The following is a 13,475-nucleotide window of genomic DNA, read 5'->3' as shown; positions in this document are numbered from 1 at the left end:
GACCGGCGACAGGAGGATGGCGGGGTGGATCCGACGACGTACGCCGTGATCGCGGCGGCCGTCGTCGTCGGCTCGACCGTCCAGTCGGCGGTGGGGCTCGGCGTGGGGCTGGTCGCGGCGCCGGTCACCGCGCTGCTCGAGCCGACGCTGATGCCGGGGACGCTGCTCATCGTCGCCGTGCTGATGCCGTGCCTGACGCTGATCCACGACCACCACGACATCGACTGGCGCGGCCTGGGCTGGGCGCTACCGGCCCGGCTCCCGGGCACCGTGGTCGGTGTCTGGGTCGTCGCCACCCTGACCGAGCGCGAGCTCGGGATCATGATCGGCCTGGTCGTCCTGCTCGCGGTGGTGGTCACCTGGCGCGCGGTCGTCGTGCCGGTCAACCGGCTGACGCTCTCGGCGGCCGGCTTCACCAGCGGGATCACCGGCACCGCCACCTCGATCGGTGGCCCGCCGATCGCGATCGTCTACCAGCACCGGCCGGCCCGGCAGATCCGCACGACCATGGCCGTCTACTTCCTCATCGGCGCCACCCTCTCGCTGGGCGCGCTGATGGTCGCCGGCGACCTCACCGGCAAGCAGGTCGTCGCCGGCGTCGCCCTGCTGCCGTTCCTCGCGCTCGGGACCTTGGCCGGCGCGTGGGCGCGGCGGTCGATGCCCGCCCACGTCGTCCGCCCGTCGGTGCTGATCGTGAGCTCGGCGTCCGCGGTCGTCCTGCTGGTCAGGTCGGTCGTCGGCGGGTGACCGATGAGTCGCTGCGTCTCCGGCAGTCGGACTCGCATGCCCAAGGTCACCGCACACATGTCCATCTCCCTCGACGGCTTCGTGGCCGGCCCCAACCAGACCCGCGAGGAGCCGCTCGGCGCCCGAGGGGAGGAGCTGCACACCTGGCACCTCGGCCAGACCGACAACGACGTCGACCGCGCCATGACCGCGCGCATCCTCGCGCCGCGCGGCGCCTACGTCATGGGTCGCAACATGTACGCACCCGACCGCGGCGAGTGGGCCGATGCCCACGGAGGAGAGATGTGGCGTGGCTGGTGGGGTGAGGAGCCGCCGTACCACTGCCCGGTCTTCGTGCTCACCCACTACCCGCACGCCCCGGTCGAGATGCAGGGCGGTACGACGTTCCACTTCGTCACCAGCTTCGACGAGGCGATGGAACGCGCGTTCCAGGCTGCCGGTGACGACACGGTCACCATCGCCGGTGGGGCGAGCGCGGTCCGCCAGGGCCTCGAGAGGGGCGTGATCGACGAGATCATGCTCAATCACGCCCCGTTCGTGCTCGGGGGCGGCGAGTCGCCGTTCGCGGGGCTCGAGGGGCTGCGGCTGACCCCGATCGAGGTGCTCTCGTCGCCGAACGCCACCCACGTCACGTACTCGACGCGGTCCTGACCGGCCGACCAATCTTGGGGAAACGCACCGCGTTTCCCGGCCGTGGACGCGCCGGTTCCTAGCGTCGCGTCATGGGGGGCTCCCGGTTGCCCAGCGGCGGGCGTGGCCACCTACACGTGCGGGTCGCCACCGTGTGGGTGCTCACCGCGGCCACCCTCGCGCTCATCGCGACCGAGCCCTGGCACCCCGAGCGTCCGACGCGCTCGGTCCTGGTGACCGTGGCCCTGGTGGCCGTCCTGGCCGTGCACCTGGCCGCCGTGCTGCGGCTCACCGGCTACCGCGCCCGGGTGGCGCCGTCGACCCTGGTCGCCGCGGCCGGCTCCGCCGGCGCGGTCACCGCGATCTGGATCCTGCCCCGGCTCTCCGGGTTCCCGGTCGAGGCCGCCGGCGCGCTCGTCCTCGTCGAGGCCGGCGGCCTCATCGCGGCCGGGCTCACCGGGGTCCGCACCCTGGACGCCGGCCAGGCGCTTCTCGCGTGCCTGTGGTCGACCGCCCTGGGCTCGTTCCTCGTCTTCGCCGGGTCGCTGGTCGCCTTCGCGGTCGTCCCCGACAGCGTCCCGGACGCCCAGGGACGGCTGATGCTGTCCCTCGAGGCGACGGCCCCGGACGGCTACCTGGCCCTGCTGGCCCTCACCTGCGCGCTGGCCGCCGTGGTCTGCGTCGTGGTGCCGACGACACCGCGGAGCGCCGTCCCCGCTCCTCGGGGCTGAGGCTCCCGACGTACTTGACGCGTGTCAAGTCACTGATAGCGTCCCCGGGGTGCCCGCCCCGAGGAAGCCGACGACGGCGGTGATCGGCGCCGGCATCAGCGGTCTGACCGCCGGCAAGATGCTGGGCGACTACGGGGTCCCCTACACGTGCTTCGAGACCTCCGACCGGATCGGCGGCAACTGGGCCTTCGGCAACCCCAACGGCCACAGCTCGGCGTACCGCTCGCTGCACATCGACACCTCCAAGCACCGGCTGTCGTTCAAGGACTTCCCGATGCCGGCCGACTACCCGGACTTCCCGCACCACACCCAGGTCAAGGCCTACCTCGACGCGTACGCCGACGCCTTCGGCCTGCTCGACGCCATCGAGTTCGGCAACGGCGTCGCCCACGCCGAGCCGCGCGCCGGGGGCGGCTGGGCCGTCACCGACCAGGCCGGCGCCACCCGTGAGTTCGAACTGCTGGTCGTCGCGAACGGCCACCACTGGGACCCGCGGACCGCCGAGTTCGAGGGCAGCTTCGACGGCGAGTCGATCCACTCCCACCACTACGTCGACCCGACCGACCCGCTCGACCTGCGGGGGAAGCGGATCCTGGTCGTCGGCCTCGGCAACTCCGCTGCGGACATCGCGGTCGAGCTGTCCGGCAAGGCACTGCAGAACCAGGTCACCCTGTCCACCCGCTCCAGCGCGTGGATCGTGCCGAAGTACATGTACGGCTTCCCGGCCGACAAGTACTTCGCGACCTCGCCGCACATCCCGCTGGCCTGGCAGCGCAAGCTCGTGCAGAAGCTGCAGTTCCTGACCGGCTCCAACCCGGAGCTCTACGGGCTGCCCAAGCCCGACCACAAGTTCTTCGAGGCCCACCCGACCCAGTCCGTGGAGCTGCCGCTGCGGCTCGGCTCGGGCGACGTGGTGCCGAAGCCGGACGTCGCGCGGCTCGACGGGTCCACGGTGCACTTCGTGGACAGGACGTCGTCGGAGTTCGACGTCATCGTCTACGCGACCGGCTACAACATCACCTTCCCGTTCTTCGACGAGGCCTTCCTCAGCGCGCCCGGCAACCGCATACGGCTGTTCAAGCGGATGTTCAAGCCGGGCGTCTCCGACCTGGTGTTCATGGGCTTCGCCCAGGCGGTCCCGACGCTGTTCCCCTTCGTCGAGGCCCAGGCCCGGCTGCTCGCGGCGTACGCCGTCGGCGCCTACGCGCTCCCGGACGTCGACGAGATGGAGCGGGTGATCACCGCGGACGAGCAGCGCTACCTCGGCCACGTGACCGACCGCCCGCGGCACACCCAGCAGGTCGACTACTTCGTCTACGAGCACGACCTGCGCACCCGCGAGCTGCCCGCCGGCCGGCGCCGCGCCGCAACGGTGGCTCAGGTGCGAGGAGCGCCAGCGACGAGCCTCGAAGCCTCGCACGCCGAGGCACGGTCGTGATGACCGAGAAGGCCGCCCGCGGCGACCGGCGCCGTACCGCCCTGCTCGACTCGCTCGACCACCACCTGCGCGAGAGCAGCCTCGAGTCGATCAACATCGCCGACATCTCGCGCCGGGCCGGGGTGACCCGGTCGGCGTTCTACTTCTACTTCGAGAACAAGGCCAGCGCGGTGGCCGCGCTCATGGAGGAGATGTACGACGAGTCGGCCTCGGCGGCCGACCGCCTGCGCGCGGACGGCACGCCGGCGGAGAACATCGAGGCGATGGTGCGCGCGCTGTTCTCGATGTGGGACCGGCACGAGCACCTCTTCCGCGCCTCGCTCGACGCCCGGGCCACCAGCGCGACGGTGCGCGAGCTCTGGGACAGCGACCGCGAGTCGTTCGTGCCTTTGGTCTCGGCGCTGATCGAGACCGCTCGGGCCGCGGGCGCCGCGCCTCCGGGCACCGACCCCGACGCCCTCGCGAGCGTGCTGCTCGAGCTCAACGACCGGATGCTGGAGAGGCTCGCGCTGGGCGGCAGGCTCGACCGCGAGCAGCTGGTCGAGGCCGTCGTCACGATCTGGCTGCACGCCATCTACGGGGAGGTGCGCCGGTGAAGATCCCCGTCGCCGGCGTCGAGCTGGACGCCTGGCACATCACCGGCGCGGACGAGCTGGTGCGGCCGGCGGGCCGTCCCGTCGTCGTGATGGCGCACGGCCTCGGTGGGACCAAGGACTCCGGGCTCGCGCCGTTCGCCGAGGGGCTCGCCAAGGGCGGCCTCGACGTGCTCGTCTTCGACTACCGCGGCTTCGGTGAGAGCGGAGGTTCGCCGCGCCAGCGCGTCGACCTGCCCGGCCAGGTCGACGACTACCGCGCGGCCATGGCCGCCGCCGTACGGCTGCCGGGGGTCGACCCCGACCGGCTGGTGCTGTGGGGCGTCTCGCTGGGAGGGGGGCACGTGCTCGCCGCCGCGGCCCACCGGGCCGACGTGGCCGCGATCGTCGCGCTCACCCCGCTGGTCGACGGGCTGGCGGCCGGCCGGCTGGCCGCGAGGCAGCACCGTCCCTCCGCACTGCTGCGCTCCGCCGTCGCCGGTGTCCGGAGCCGGGTGGGCGGCGCGATGACCATGCCGGTGGTCGCCCGTCCCGGGGAGCTCGGCGCCCTGACCCTGCCGGGCCACTACGAGGCCTACACCGCCCTGGCCGGACCGACCTGGCGCAACGAGGTCGACGCCCGGATCGGTCTCGAGCTCGGCTCCCACCGGCCCGGCCGCCAGGCCAGGCACGTGCGCGCGCCGCTGCTCGTCCAGATCGCCGACTTCGACCGCTCTGCGCCGCCCCGTGCGTCCGCCAAGGCCGCCGAGGCCGGCCGCGCCGAGGTCCGCCACTACCCCTGCGACCACTTCGACGTCTGGCCCGGTGGCGACTGGTTCGAGCCGGTCCTCGCCCACCAGCTGTTGTTCCTCCGCCGGCACCTCACCAACCGCTGACAAGCCGGTTCTGGAGGGGCGGTCCGAGGGTGCCGGATGTCCTACCGCGGTCGGACGCCCGTGGGCACGGCGTCGCAGTAACGTCGGCGATGTGGCCCTCCTCGACAACGGCAGCGACACGCGGGCGCTGACCCAGCAGCGGTTCGAGCGGATGACGCTCGTGGGCAGCGACGACCTCCCGCAGGTCGACACCAGCGGGCTGCCCGACGGGCCGGACTGGCCGCCGTTCCTGCAGACGGTGGCGCTGCTGCGGTTCCGGCACTGGTTCCACCCCCACCTGCACCGCACCTACGGCGACATCTACACGGTGAAGCTGCTGCCCAAGGGCCGGCCGCTCGTCTTCTTCACCCGGCCCGAGCACGCGAAGGAGATCTTCGCGGGAGACCCTGACGTCTTCCATGCCGGCAAGGGCAACGCGATCCTCGGCCCGGTCATGGGCGAGCACTCGCTGCTGCTCCAGGACGGCGACGAGCACAAGCGCGCCCGCAAGCTGCTGATGCCGGCGTTCAACGGCCACGCGCTGCGCACCTACCAGGAGATGGTCACCGCCATCGCCCGCGACGAGGTCACGCACTGGCCGGGCGGTCGGACCATCCGCTCCCACGACCGGATGAACGTGCTCACCCTCGAGGTCATCCTCCGCGTGGTCTTCGGGGTCACCGACGAGAGGCGGCTGGCCGCACTCCGGCCACGGGTCAGCGCCACCGTCAACGTGCACCCGGCGGTGCTGCTGGTCTGGGGCGTGCCGGCTCTGCACCGCGTCGGCCCGTGGCGGAGGGCGCTGGTCAACCAGATCGAGCTCGACGAGCTGATGTACGCCGAGATCCGCGAGCGGCGTACCGCCCCCGACCTCGCCGAGCGCACCGACGTGCTGTCCCGGCTGATCCGGGAGGGGCAGGACACCGGCGACGTGCTCAGCGACATCGAGCTGCGTGACCAGCTGGTCACCCTCCTGCTGGCCGGCCACGAGACCACCGCGACCGCGCTGGCCTGGGCTCTCTACGAGCTGGGCCGCGACCCGGAGCTGATGGGCCGTACCCAGGCTGCCGCCGGCGACGCCGAGGGAGACGCCTGGCTCGACGCCGTGCTCAAGGAGTCGCTGCGTCTGCACCCGGTCATCCCGATGGTGGTGCGGACGCTGATGAAGCCGCAGCGGATCGCGGGGATCGACGTGCCCCGCGGCGCCACCGTCGGTCCGTCGATCCTGATCGCACACAGCCGCGAGGACAACTACGACGACCCGCAGCGGTTCGACCCGGAGCGCTTCCTGGGCCACAACCCGCCCGCCAACACCTGGATCCCCTTCGGCGGCGGCGTCCGGCGGTGCATCGGCGCAGGCTTCGCGATGATGGAGGGTGTGGCGGTGCTCCGCGAGGTGTTCCGGGCCGTGGACGTGGCGACGGTCGGCACCGACGAGCCGCGGGTCCGCAACATCACCTCGGTGCCGCGGTACGGCGCCCGGATCAGGGTCAGTCACCGCTGACCGACGACGACTCGCGCCATCTCGAGACGATCGCGGCGTGGCTGGCGCTCGAGGACCCGATGCCGCCCCGGGTCGACGTGCTGCTGCTCTTCGGCGGCTCCCTGCCCGACGCCTGGGACGCCGCCGCGTCCCTGGTCGAGCAGGGTCGGGTCGGCACCCTGGTCCTGGTCGGAGGTGAGGGGCGCACACCACCGACGCCCTGCACGAGCTGGTCGGCGAACGTGCCCCGAGCGAGGCGGACCTGATGGCGGCCTACCTGCGACGCGCGCACGGCCTCACCGACGCCCTGCTCGAACGTCGCTCCCGCAACTGCGGTGAGAACGTCGTGCTGGCCCGCGACGTGGTCCTGGCGGCCGGGCTCTCACCGCGCGCGGTCGCCCTGGTGCAGGACCCGTCGATGCAGCGCCGCATGGATGCGGTGTTCCGGCTGGTGTGGCCCGAGGCGACGGCTGTCAACCGGCCGGGCGCGCGGCACGGGCGTTTCCACTGGCCGCGCGAGCGCTGGGTCGCGCTGGTGATGGGAGAGGTCCCGCGGCTGCGTGACGACGCCGAGGGATACGGCCCGAACGGTGCCGGCTTCCAGGCCCACGTCGACGTGCCCCCCGAGGTCGAGGCGGCGTACGACGCCCTGCGGGTCGCCCATCCGCACTGGGGCCGACCCGCGGGATAACGGTTTCGCCGCGACGGCGATCGGGTGCGAGGCTGTGCGGTCGTGAGCTGGCGTGATCGGTTCCGCGGCCTGCGCGTGGACGTGACCCCGCTGCGCACCTCGCGCGACTTCCGGCTGCTCTTCTTCGCCGGTGGCGTCTTCTACCTCGGCCAGATGGTCACCTATGTCGCGATCCCGTTCCAGATCTACACGCTCACCGGGTCCAACTTCGCCGTCGGAGCGATCGGGCTCGTCGAGCTCGGGCCGCTGCTCGTCTTCGGGTTGTACGGCGGAGCGCTGGCCGACCACGTCGACCGGCGCAAGCTGCTCGTCTCCACCGGGGTGTGCCAGGCGGTCTTCACCCTCGTCCTCGCCGTCAACGCCTTCCGCGACCGTCCCAGTGTCTGGCTGATCTTCGTGGTCGCGGTCTTGCTCGCCTCGGCATCCTCCCTGCAGCGCCCGAGTCGCGAGGCGCTGATGCCGCGGACGGTCGCCCACGACGAGCTGCCCGCGGCCAACGCCCTCTCCAGCCTCTCCATGCAGGCGGGCATCCTCGCCGGGCCGGCCATCGGCGGGCTGCTGGTGGCCTACGTCGGGATCGGTGAGTGCTACGTCATCGACATCGTCGGACTCTCGGTCGCGTCGGTGCTGTTCGCGCTGATGCGGCCCTACCCGCACCGCTCCGAGACCACACCACCCTCGCTCCAGGGGATCGGCGAGGGGCTGCGCTACGCGCTGCGCCGCCGCGACCTGCTCGGCACCTACATCGTCGACATCGTCTGCATGTTCTTCGCCTATCCGGTGGTGCTGTTCCCGGCCCTGGCGGACACGGTCTTCCACGCGCCGGCGCTGCTCGGCCTCCTCTACGCCGCCGAGACGGTCGGCTCGTTGGCCGCCACCGCGCTCAGTGGCTGGACCGCGCGGGTCCATCACCACGGCCGCGCGATCGTCATCGCTGCTGGGGCGTACGGCGGCTGCATCGCCGTCGCCGGCTTCATGCCGAACGTGTGGCTGTTCGTCGTCCTCCTGGCCGCTGCGGGTGCCGCCGACATGATCTCCGGCATCTTCCGCGGCACCATCTGGAGCCAGACCATCCCCGAGTCGATGCGTGGCCGGCTGGCCGGGATCGAGATGCTGTCCTACTCCCTCGGTCCGCTCGGCGGCCAGGTCCGGGCCGGCGTCACCGCCGACCTGTGGTCGGTGCGCGGCGCCATCTACAGCGGCGGCCTGGCGTGCGTGGGCGGCGTGGTGATCACCGCCGCCTGGCTGCGCGACTTCTGGAGCTACGACGTCCGCACCGACGAGCATGCGGTGGCCGAGCGTGCGGTCCGCCGGGCGGCCGGCGAGGCTTGAGCCGGCTCAGACCGGCAGCGGGTGCTCGCGACAGTGCAGGGGTCACCGGATATCCGGTGACCCCTGAGCTTCTGTACCGAGATCTCGGCACAGAAGCGGATGGGTCGCTACAGAACCCACGGCCCTGCTCGCGATCCCTGACGGCGAGACGCGACCGGTAGGTGCGTGCCCACCCACCGATCCATCAGAAGAGCCCAATTTGCGGTGCAGATCGCAGAACACGCCCACCCACGGATCAGCGGCAGGAGCCGGAACGCGACTACCTGGCCCGCAGTGCGGCCATGGCCAGACAGCCGAGCGCGCCGGCGGAGGTCAGGCAGCGGCCGATGTTCAGCTTCACCCAGAGCGACTCGAAGTCGGCCCGGACGGCGTGCAGATCCTTGATCCGGTCGACGTTCCCGGCGTGCTCCAGGGCGTCGTTGAGGGGGATGTTGCCCGCGAAGCTGATCGCCAGCGTGCCCACGGCGAGCACCGTCGCGGCGATCGCCCACGGGCGGGCCTGTGACCCGCTGAGCACCGCCGCCGCCCCGGCCAGGACGGGAGCGCCGAGGAAGGTCGCGATGAAGACGGGGTTCACGATCGCGATGTTCATCTGCTGCACGGCGTTGACGAAGGTGCGGTCGTCGACCCTGGCCAGCCCGGGCATCACGCCGGTGGCCCAGGTGAAGTAGGTGCCGGCCTGGAGGCCGGCGACGACGGCCGCGGCGAGCAGGACCGGGCCGCCGACGTTGCTGGTCATCGCGGTGGTCATGGCGGTGGAGACGTCGGTGGACACGTCGGTGCTGAGCGCCTCGGCGCCAGAGGTCGTGGTGGTCATGACGAGGAGTCAACCGCCGCGGGGGCGAGACGATCCATCCCTGGATCCATCGTTTCCATACGTCATCGTCTACAGTCCCACCATGGACGGACTCGCCGGACTGCTCGACGGACCCCGCGCCCGGGGCGCGTTCCTCCTGCGGATCCTGCTCGACGCTCCCTGGTCGGTCCGGCTCGAGGACGAGGCGCCCCTCTCGGTGACCGCCGTCGTACGCGGCCACCTGTGGGTCTGCGCCGACGACCAGGATCCCGTGCGGCTCGAGGCCGGCGACGTCGTGGTGCGGGTCGGCCGCGACCACTGGCGGATCGCCGACGACCCGGCGACACCGGACCAGATCGTCATCCACCCCGGCCAGCTCTGCACCACCGTCGACGGCCACGTCGTGGTCGAGGAGATGGGCCAGGGCGTCCGAAGCTGGGGCAACAGCAAGGTCGGCGAGACCGTGCTCCTCACCGGCGTCTACCTGCTCGAGGGCGAGGTCACCAGGCGGTTGCTCCGGGCGCTGCCCCGGCTGCTGGTGCTGCGTGCGCACGAGCTCGACACCCCCCTCATCGACCTCCTGGGGCAGGAGGTCGTGCGGGACGCGCCCGGACAGGAGGCGGTCCTCGACCGGCTGCTCGACCTGCTCCTGATCACCCTGCTTCGCACGTGGTTCGACCGGCCGCAGTCGGACCCGCCGGCGTGGTACGCCGCCCAGGGCGACCCCGTGGTCGGCCCCGCGCTGCGGCTGATGCAGCACCACCCTGAGCACCCGTGGACCGTCGCCGAGCTGGCCGACCGGGCCGGCGTCTCGCGCGCTGCCTTCGCGCGCCGCTTCACCGACCTGGTCGGCGAACCGCCGATGACCTTCCTCACCGGGTGGCGGATCGCGCTCGCCGCCGACCTGCTCCTCGAGCCCGACGCGACCATCGCCACGGTCGCCCGGCAGGTCGGCTACGCGACGCCGTTCGCGCTGAGCGCGGCGTTCAAGCGCGAGCGCGGTGTCAGCCCGCGCGACCACCGCCGCCGCGGCGCCGAGGTGGCCACCGGTCAGGCGCGTGTCACGCGCAGCACGACCGAGTCCACGCGCGGAGGCCGGCGGAAGGCCGCGCGTGGCAGCGCCTGGACGACCCGTACGTCGTAGCGTCGGCCCCACCTCCCTGCTCCCGGCGCCCGGCCCTCGACGAACCGCCGGGCCAGCTGGCGCTGCACCACCAGGTCGGCCGCGACCAGTCGCGAGCCGGGAGCCAGCAGCCGGTCCAGGACCGTGCTGGCGCCGGCGTACGGCGGGCTGCTCACCACCTTGAAGGGTCGGCGCGGCAGCCGCAGGTCGGTCACGTCGGCGCGGACGACGGTGAGCCGGGGCTCGCGATCGGCCCACGCCCGGAGTGCGGCGAGCCGCCCGGGGTGCAGCTCGAACGCCAGGACTCGCGAGCCGGCGGCGAGCAGCGGGCGCGTGAGTGCGCCGGTCCCGGCACCCAGGTCGAGGACCAGGTCATCGGGGCCGATACCGGCCCCGGCGACGATCCGGTCCGCCCAGGAGTCAGTGAGCGGGTGCCAGCCCCACGGGTGAAGGACCGGCCGCCGTGGCGGATGCCCGGACACGGCACACGGCCGTCAGGAACATGCCCATGGTCCGACCGTAGGAACCCCTTGGCCGCGCCTCAACCGGTTAACGGCGGGCGCGGCGTGGACTCAGACGGGGGTCAGGCGGTCGGAGTCGCTCGGCGCCGCGCCACCGCTGGTCGACGCGGCTGCGGGAGAAGGTGCCTCGCGGTCCCCGCCCGGCAGGAACGACAGCCAGCGTGGCAGCCACCAGGTGCGGTCGCCGAGGACCGAGAGCAGCGACGGCAGCAGCACCGCGCGCACGATGGTCGCGTCGAGCAGGATCGCGACGGCGAGCCCGACTCCTAGCTGCTTGAAGGTGGTCATCGACAGCGTCGCGAACACCGAGAACACCGCCACCATGATGACCGCGGCGCTCGTCACCACGCCCGCGGAGATCTTGATCCCGTGCGCCACCGCCTCCCGGGTGGTCAGCCCGCGGTCGTGGGCCTCCTTGATCCGGGACACCACGAAGACGTGGTAGTCCATGGAGAGGCCGAAGAGGATCACGAACGTGAACAGCGGGATCCAGGACTGCAAGGCGCCGACGTCACCACCGCCGACGAGGCCGGAGCCCCAGCCGTGCTGGAAGACCGCGACCATCACGCCGAACGTCGCCGCCATCGAGAGCATGTTGAGCAGCACCGACACCCCGGCGATGGCGACCGACCGGAACGCGACCAGCATCAGCAGGAACGCGAAGACCGCGACGGAGACGATGACCGGGACGATCGCGCGCTCGAGGGTGGCGTTGAAGTCCTCGGAGAAGGCCAGCTGGCCACCGACGTACGCCTCGGCGCCCGGCACGGTGCCCAGGGTCGCGGGCACGACGTCGTCGCGCAGGGCGTCAAGGGCACGCACCGAGGTGGCGTCGGAGCCGTTCCCGGCCAGGGGGGCCGAGATCTCGAGGACGCCCGCCTCCGCGTTGATGTCGAAGGCGAACGGTTCGTGCAGAAGTCCCGCCGTGACGGCCCGGCTGCGGAACGCGTCGACCGCGGCAGTCACCTCGGGCGACTGCACGTCATCGGCCGTGACCACGACCCTCGCCGGCGCCGGTCCACCGGGGAAGGCGGCGGTGATGTGGCGGTAGCTCTGCATGATGCTCGCGTCACGCGGGAGCTCCTGGCTCAGGCTCAGGCTCTCGGTGTGCAGGCCTGCGGCCGGTGCGGCCAGGGCGAGCATCGCGAACGTCGCGAGCACGGCGGACACGCCCGGGCGGCGCAGGACCGGGCCGAGGACGCGGTTCCACACCTTGCTGCCCTCGCCTGGGCGTCGCATCCGGCCGAGACCGGGCACCCTGCCGAGGTCGACGTTGTCACCGAGCAGCGAGAGCATCGCGGGCAGGATCGTCACCGACCCGAGGACGGCGACCAGGACCACGAGGATCGTGGCGACCGCGAAGCCCTCGAAGAGCAGCATGCGGGAGAGGAACATGCCCGACATCGCGACGACGACGGTCAGCCCCGAGACGAGCACCGAGCGGCCGGAGGTCGAGCCGGCGATCCGCAGGGCGGTGGCCGGGTCGCGGCCCCGGACCCGCTCCTCGCGCACCCGGCGCAGGTAGAACATGCAGTAGTCGACGCCCACCGCCAGGCCGACGAGCAGCATCACCGAGCTCGCCGAGCTGTCGAGGGCCAGTCGGTGGCTGACCAGGGCGAGCAGGCCGTTGGCCGCGAGGAACGACGTGAGTGCGAGGCCCACCGGCAGCACCGCGGCGACCAGGGCGCCGAAGGCCACCAGCAGGATCCCGATGGCCAGAGGTACGGCGGTCCACTCGGCCCGGCTGAAGTCCTTGCCGATCGTGTCGTCGAACCAGCGGTTGCCCGAGCCGTCACCGAACTCGTCGATGCGCAGCCCCGGATGCGCGTCGCGGCTCGTGGCGACGGTGTCGAGGATCGGCTGGACGCGGTCGGCCGCGGTCATCGGGTCGCCGGACATGGAGACCTGGATGAGCACCGAGTGCCCGTCCTGGGAGACCAGGCCCGCAGCGTAGGGGTCGACGACGCCGGTGACCGATGCGGTCCGCTGGAGCGCGACGACGAGGTCGCTCACGGCCGCCCGGGGACCGGCTGCGGTGATGGAGCCCGAGCTGGTCACCAGGATCATCTCGGCAGCCGGAGGCTTCATGCCGGCGTCGCTCAGGATCTGCGTGACCTTCGCCGCGTCACCGGTGGCGTACTGGTCCTCGGTCATCTGGTCCTGCCCCGCCCAGGACCCGACCGTCATGGCGACCACGACGAACGCCAGCCACCCGATGGCGGCCACCACCCGGTGGCGCACGCTCCAGCCACCGACGGCGGCGGCGAGGTTGTGTCTGTGGGGTTGCTCGGCCATGGCGGCCTCCTCCGCACGAGCCCGTGCGCCCACTCTTCTCGGGCTGCGGTCCCGCAGGCAGAGGCCAAGGTCACCGCCGGTGGTGACCTGTGGATCCGGGCTCAGCCTGGATCCACCGATTCGCGGCGTCGCGAGCGTCACCAGTCGGGTGCGATGGCAAGGCGGCGGAGCGACGACGTGCTTGGCCGCCCATCGAGCGACGCCAACGCCGCCAGCGTGCCCGAATGGTGGCGCGCAGCAG

General features: G+C 72.3%; 14 protein-coding genes. 11 read left to right on the top strand and 3 right to left on the bottom strand.

Annotated elements, in window-relative coordinates:
• Nucleotides 1-24: 24 nt before the first annotated feature.
• The 10 genes from VFV89_RS24250 (at nucleotide 25) to VFV89_RS24205 (ending at nucleotide 8,499) form a co-directional block, all read left to right on the top strand.
• Nucleotides 25-747 (top strand): sulfite exporter TauE/SafE family protein, encoded by a 723-nt coding sequence (locus VFV89_RS24250; protein ID WP_329708565.1) that lies wholly within the window; start codon nucleotides 25-27, stop codon nucleotides 745-747.
• Nucleotides 748-783: 36 nt separating this feature from the next.
• Complete coding sequence (locus tag VFV89_RS24245) at nucleotides 784-1,398, top strand: dihydrofolate reductase family protein (protein WP_329708564.1); 615 nt, start codon at nucleotides 784-786, stop codon at nucleotides 1,396-1,398.
• A gap of 71 nt (nucleotides 1,399-1,469) precedes the next feature.
• Nucleotides 1,470-2,108 (top strand): hypothetical protein, encoded by a 639-nt coding sequence (locus tag VFV89_RS24240; RefSeq protein ID WP_329708563.1) that lies wholly within the window; start codon nucleotides 1,470-1,472, stop codon nucleotides 2,106-2,108.
• Nucleotides 2,109-2,157: 49 nt separating this feature from the next.
• Nucleotides 2,158-3,546, top strand: coding sequence for a flavin-containing monooxygenase (locus VFV89_RS24235; protein ID WP_329708562.1), 1,389 nt, complete (start codon nucleotides 2,158-2,160; stop codon nucleotides 3,544-3,546).
• On the top strand, nucleotides 3,546-4,142 hold the full coding sequence (locus tag VFV89_RS24230; RefSeq protein ID WP_329708561.1) for a TetR/AcrR family transcriptional regulator: 597 nt from the start codon (nucleotides 3,546-3,548) through the stop codon (nucleotides 4,140-4,142). The genes VFV89_RS24235 and VFV89_RS24230 overlap by 1 nt, the downstream gene beginning before the upstream one ends.
• Nucleotides 4,139-5,014 (top strand): alpha/beta hydrolase, encoded by an 876-nt coding sequence (locus VFV89_RS24225; protein ID WP_329708560.1) that lies wholly within the window; start codon nucleotides 4,139-4,141, stop codon nucleotides 5,012-5,014. Before VFV89_RS24230 ends, VFV89_RS24225 begins: the two co-directional genes overlap by 4 nt.
• A gap of 91 nt (nucleotides 5,015-5,105) precedes the next feature.
• Nucleotides 5,106-6,497 (top strand): cytochrome P450, encoded by a 1,392-nt coding sequence (locus VFV89_RS24220; protein ID WP_329708559.1) that lies wholly within the window; start codon nucleotides 5,106-5,108, stop codon nucleotides 6,495-6,497.
• Nucleotides 6,498-6,556: 59 nt separating this feature from the next.
• Nucleotides 6,557-6,742 (top strand): hypothetical protein, encoded by a 186-nt coding sequence (locus VFV89_RS24215; protein WP_329708558.1) that lies wholly within the window; start codon nucleotides 6,557-6,559, stop codon nucleotides 6,740-6,742.
• Nucleotides 6,742-7,167 carry an ElyC/SanA/YdcF family protein gene (locus VFV89_RS24210; RefSeq protein WP_329708557.1) on the top strand — a complete coding sequence of 142 codons (426 nt, stop codon included), beginning with the start codon at nucleotides 6,742-6,744 and terminating at the stop codon, nucleotides 7,165-7,167. The genes VFV89_RS24215 and VFV89_RS24210 overlap by 1 nt, the downstream gene beginning before the upstream one ends.
• A gap of 42 nt (nucleotides 7,168-7,209) precedes the next feature.
• Nucleotides 7,210-8,499 (top strand): MFS transporter, encoded by a 1,290-nt coding sequence (locus tag VFV89_RS24205; RefSeq protein WP_329708556.1) that lies wholly within the window; start codon nucleotides 7,210-7,212, stop codon nucleotides 8,497-8,499.
• A 259-nt stretch (nucleotides 8,500-8,758) separates the two neighbouring features.
• Here VFV89_RS24205 and VFV89_RS24200 read toward each other — a convergent pair whose 3' ends face one another.
• Nucleotides 8,759-9,316 carry a DUF1772 domain-containing protein gene (locus VFV89_RS24200; RefSeq protein ID WP_329708555.1) on the bottom strand — a complete coding sequence of 186 codons (558 nt, stop codon included), beginning with the start codon at nucleotides 9,314-9,316 and terminating at the stop codon, nucleotides 8,759-8,761.
• 82 nt (nucleotides 9,317-9,398) lie between these two features.
• Here VFV89_RS24200 and VFV89_RS24195 point away from each other — a divergent pair, with 82 nt between their 5' ends.
• Nucleotides 9,399-10,439 (top strand): AraC family transcriptional regulator, encoded by a 1,041-nt coding sequence (locus tag VFV89_RS24195; RefSeq protein WP_329708554.1) that lies wholly within the window; start codon nucleotides 9,399-9,401, stop codon nucleotides 10,437-10,439.
• Here the strand turns inward: VFV89_RS24195 and VFV89_RS24190 are convergent.
• Both VFV89_RS24190 and VFV89_RS24185 read right to left on the bottom strand, forming a co-directional pair.
• On the bottom strand, nucleotides 10,346-10,900 hold the full coding sequence (locus tag VFV89_RS24190) for an rRNA adenine N(6)-methyltransferase family protein (RefSeq protein ID WP_329708553.1): 555 nt from the start codon (nucleotides 10,898-10,900) through the stop codon (nucleotides 10,346-10,348). The genes VFV89_RS24195 and VFV89_RS24190 overlap by 94 nt on opposite strands.
• A 90-nt stretch (nucleotides 10,901-10,990) precedes the next feature.
• Nucleotides 10,991-13,234 carry an MMPL family transporter gene (locus VFV89_RS24185; RefSeq protein ID WP_329708552.1) on the bottom strand — a complete coding sequence of 748 codons (2,244 nt, stop codon included), beginning with the start codon at nucleotides 13,232-13,234 and terminating at the stop codon, nucleotides 10,991-10,993.
• Nucleotides 13,235-13,475 lie beyond the last annotated feature (241 nt).

This window comes from Nocardioides sp., from assembly GCF_036274455.1.
In the GTDB taxonomy this organism is placed as follows: Bacteria; Actinomycetota; Actinomycetes; order Propionibacteriales; family Nocardioidaceae; genus Nocardioides.
Note: the sequence above shows the minus strand (reverse complement) of the source record. Positions and strands in the feature narration are given on the sequence as shown.

Coding starts and splice junctions, on each gene's coding strand:
- VFV89_RS24245 (WP_329708564.1), top strand. CDS start 784: ATGCCCAAGGTCACCGCACACATGTCCATCTCCCTCGACGGCTTCGTG.
- VFV89_RS24240 (WP_329708563.1), top strand. CDS start 1,470: ATGGGGGGCTCCCGGTTGCCCAGCGGCGGGCGTGGCCACCTACACGTG.
- VFV89_RS24230 (WP_329708561.1), top strand. CDS start 3,546: ATGACCGAGAAGGCCGCCCGCGGCGACCGGCGCCGTACCGCCCTGCTC.
- VFV89_RS24215 (WP_329708558.1), top strand. CDS start 6,557: ATGCCGCCCCGGGTCGACGTGCTGCTGCTCTTCGGCGGCTCCCTGCCC.
- VFV89_RS24210 (WP_329708557.1), top strand. CDS start 6,742: ATGGCGGCCTACCTGCGACGCGCGCACGGCCTCACCGACGCCCTGCTC.
- VFV89_RS24200 (WP_329708555.1), bottom strand. CDS start 9,316: ATGACCACCACGACCTCTGGCGCCGAGGCGCTCAGCACCGACGTGTCC.
- VFV89_RS24195 (WP_329708554.1), top strand. CDS start 9,399: ATGGACGGACTCGCCGGACTGCTCGACGGACCCCGCGCCCGGGGCGCG.
- VFV89_RS24185 (WP_329708552.1), bottom strand. CDS start 13,234: ATGGCCGAGCAACCCCACAGACACAACCTCGCCGCCGCCGTCGGTGGC.